At 65.4% G+C, this 3,027-nt stretch carries 2 protein-coding genes; both read left to right on the top strand.

Features of this window, described 5'->3' with window-relative positions; all coding sequences use genetic code 11:
* The coding region (locus OU682_RS23610) for a Re/Si-specific NAD(P)(+) transhydrogenase subunit alpha (protein ID WP_268944622.1) at nt 1–1,566 on the top strand (1,566 nt) is incomplete at its 5' end.
* 13 nt (nt 1,567–1,579) lie between these two features.
* On the top strand, nt 1,580–3,022 hold the full coding sequence (locus tag OU682_RS23605; protein ID WP_268944621.1) for an NAD(P)(+) transhydrogenase (Re/Si-specific) subunit beta: 1,443 nt from the start codon (nt 1,580–1,582) through the stop codon (nt 3,020–3,022).
* Nucleotides 3,023–3,027 lie beyond the last annotated feature (5 nt).

Here is a 3,027-nt window from a genome sequence, read left to right as displayed (position 1 = left end):
GGCGCGCTGAAGGAAAGCTTCGAGGGTGAGGCACGGGTCGCGATCACGCCTTCCTCTGCCGGGCACCTGATGAAGTTGGGCCACGAGGTCTTTGTCGAAAGCGGCGCGGGCGCCCGGGCCGGGTTCTCGGACGACAGCTATCGCGCGGCGGGGGTGACGGTGCTGCCGTCTGCTGCCGACCTGATCCGCTCGGTCGATGTGGTGGCCAAGGTGCGCCAGCCATCCAAGGGCGAGATCGGACAGATGCAGGAGGGGCAGACGCTTATCAGCTTCTTCTATCCCGCCCAGAACGCCGAGATGCTGAACCTTGCCAAGGAGCAGGGCATCACTGCCATTGCCATGGACATGGTCCCCCGGATCAGCCGCGCGCAGAAGATGGATGCGCTGTCGTCCATGGCCAATATCGCCGGCTATCGCGCGGTGATCGAGGCCGCCAACAACTTCGGCCGCTTCTTCACCGGCCAGGTGACGGCGGCGGGCAAGGTGCCGCCGGCCAAGGTTCTGGTCGTGGGCGCGGGCGTGGCGGGCCTTGCCGCCATCGGCACCGCCGTTTCGTTGGGCGCGCAGGTTTATGCCTTCGACGTGCGCCCCGAGGTGGCCGAGCAGATCGAGTCCATGGGCGCCGAGTTCGTCTTCCTGGACTTCGAGGAACAGGCCCAGGACGGCGCCACGACGGGCGGCTATGCCGCGCCGTCATCCCCGGAATTCCGCGAGAAGCAGCTTGCCAAGTTCCGCGAGCTTGCCCCGCAGATGGACGTGGTCATCACCACCGCGCTGATCCCCGGCCGCGATGCGCCGAAGCTGTGGACCCGCGACATGGTCGAGGCGATGAAGCCCGGCAGCGTGATCGTGGACCTGGCGGCCGAACGCGGCGGCAACTGCGAGTTGACCATCCCCGACGAACGGCATGTGACGGAAAACGGCGTGACGATCATCGGTTATACCGATTTCCCGTCGCGCATGGGGGCGCAGGCGTCCGAGCTTTACGGAAACAACGTCCGACATTTCGTGGCCGACCTGACGCCCAAGAAGGATGGCGTGATCCTCCACAACATGGAGGACGACGTGATCCGCGGGGCAACGGTCACGCGGGACCACGACGTCACCTGGCCGCCTCCGCCCCCGAAGATCGCGGCAATCGCGGCTCAGAAGCCCAAGGAGAAGCCCAAGGCCCTGACGGTCGAGGAACGCCGTGCCGCCGAGGTCGCCGCCTTCCAGGCCGAGACGAAGTCGCAGATCACGCTGCTGGGCGTCGGCGCGATCGTCCTGCTGTTGATCGGCGCGGTCGCGCCCGCCAGCTTCATGGCGCATTTCATCGTCTTCGTGCTGGCCTGCTTCGTGGGCTTCCGGGTCATCTGGAACGTCGCCCATTCGCTGCACACCCCGCTGATGGCGATCACCAACGCGATCAGTTCCATCATCATCCTGGGCGCGCTGATGCAGATCGGGTCCGGGTCCTGGTGGATCGTCCTCTTGGGCGCGCTGGCCGTGCTGATGGCGGGCATCAACATCTTCGGTGGCTTCATGGTCACCCGCCGCATGCTGGCGATGTTCCAGAAGTCGTAAGGAGAGGGTTTGCATGGAATACGGATTCACCACCGCGGCCTACGTGGTCGCAGCCGTGCTGTTCATCCTCTCGCTGGGGGGACTGTCGGGACAGGAAAGCGCCAAGCGCGCGATTTGGTACGGCATCGTCGGCATGGCCTTGGCCGTGCTGGCCACGCTGTTCGGGCCAGGGGCGGGCAACTGGTTCCTGTCGCTGGTCATGATCGCCTTCGGCGGGGTCATCGGCTGGTTCGTCGCGCAGCGTGTCCAGATGACCGAGATGCCGCAGCTTGTCGCCGCCATGCATTCGCTGGTGGGCCTTGCGGCGGTCTTTGTGGGCTTCAACGCCCAGATCGAACTGGCCCGCGTCCTGCGCGCCAAGGCCGAGGAGGGCGTCCACGTCTTCGAGGGCTTCGCCGCCGTGCTGGCCCACAAGACCCCGGCCGAGATCGCCATGCTGAAGATCGAGGTCTTCCTGGGCATCTTCATCGGCGCCGTGACCTTTACCGGCTCGGTCGTGGCCTTTGGCAAGCTGGCGGGCCGCATCGACGGCAAGCCGAAGAAGCTGCAGGGCGGTCACATGCTGAACGCGGGCGCCCTGGCGCTGTCGGTATTGCTGGGCATCCTCTACTGCACGGGCGTGGGTCCGGCGATCCTGTGGCTGATCCTGATCACGCTTCTGGCCTTCTTCATCGGCTGGCACCTGATCATGGGCATCGGCGGGGCCGACATGCCGGTGGTGGTGTCGATGCTGAACAGCTATTCCGGCTGGGCGGCCGCGATGATCGGCTTCACGCTGTCCAACGACCTGCTGATCGTGACGGGCGCTCTGGTGGGCTCTTCGGGTGCGATCCTGTCCTATATCATGTGCAAGGCGATGAACCGGAACTTCGTCAGCGTGATCCTGGGCGGCTTTGGGGGCGAAACGGGTCCCGCGGCAGAGATCGAGGGCGAACAGATCGCCATCGATGCCGAGGGCGTGTCCGCCGCGCTGAACGATGCCGACAGCGTCATCATCGTGCCGGGCTATGGCATGGCCGTGGCGCAGGCGCAGGGCGCGGTCAGCGAACTGACCCGCAAGCTGCGTGCGGCGGGCAAGACGGTGCGCTTTGCCATCCACCCCGTTGCGGGACGCCTGCCCGGCCACATGAACGTGCTGCTGGCCGAGGCCAAGGTGCCTTACGACATCGTGCTGGAGATGGACGAGATCAACGAGGATTTCCCGAACACCGACGTGGCGATCGTCATCGGCTCGAACGACATCGTGAACCCGGCTGCGCAGGACGACCCGAACAGCCCCATCGCGGGCATGCCGGTGCTGGAGGTCTGGAAGGCCAAGCAGGTCTTTGTGTCCAAGCGAGGTCAGGGCACCGGCTATTCGGGCATCGAGAACCCGCTGTTCTTCAAGGAGAACACCCGGATGTTCTATGGCGATGCCAAGGACAGCCTCAACAAGCTGCTGCCGATGATCGAGTGATCGGC

This window comes from Paracoccus benzoatiresistens (assembly GCF_026913015.1).
Taxonomy (GTDB): Bacteria; Pseudomonadota; Alphaproteobacteria; order Rhodobacterales; family Rhodobacteraceae; genus Paracoccus; species Paracoccus benzoatiresistens.
The sequence above is the reverse complement of the archived record's forward strand: the minus strand, read 5'-3'. Positions and strand labels throughout refer to the sequence as shown.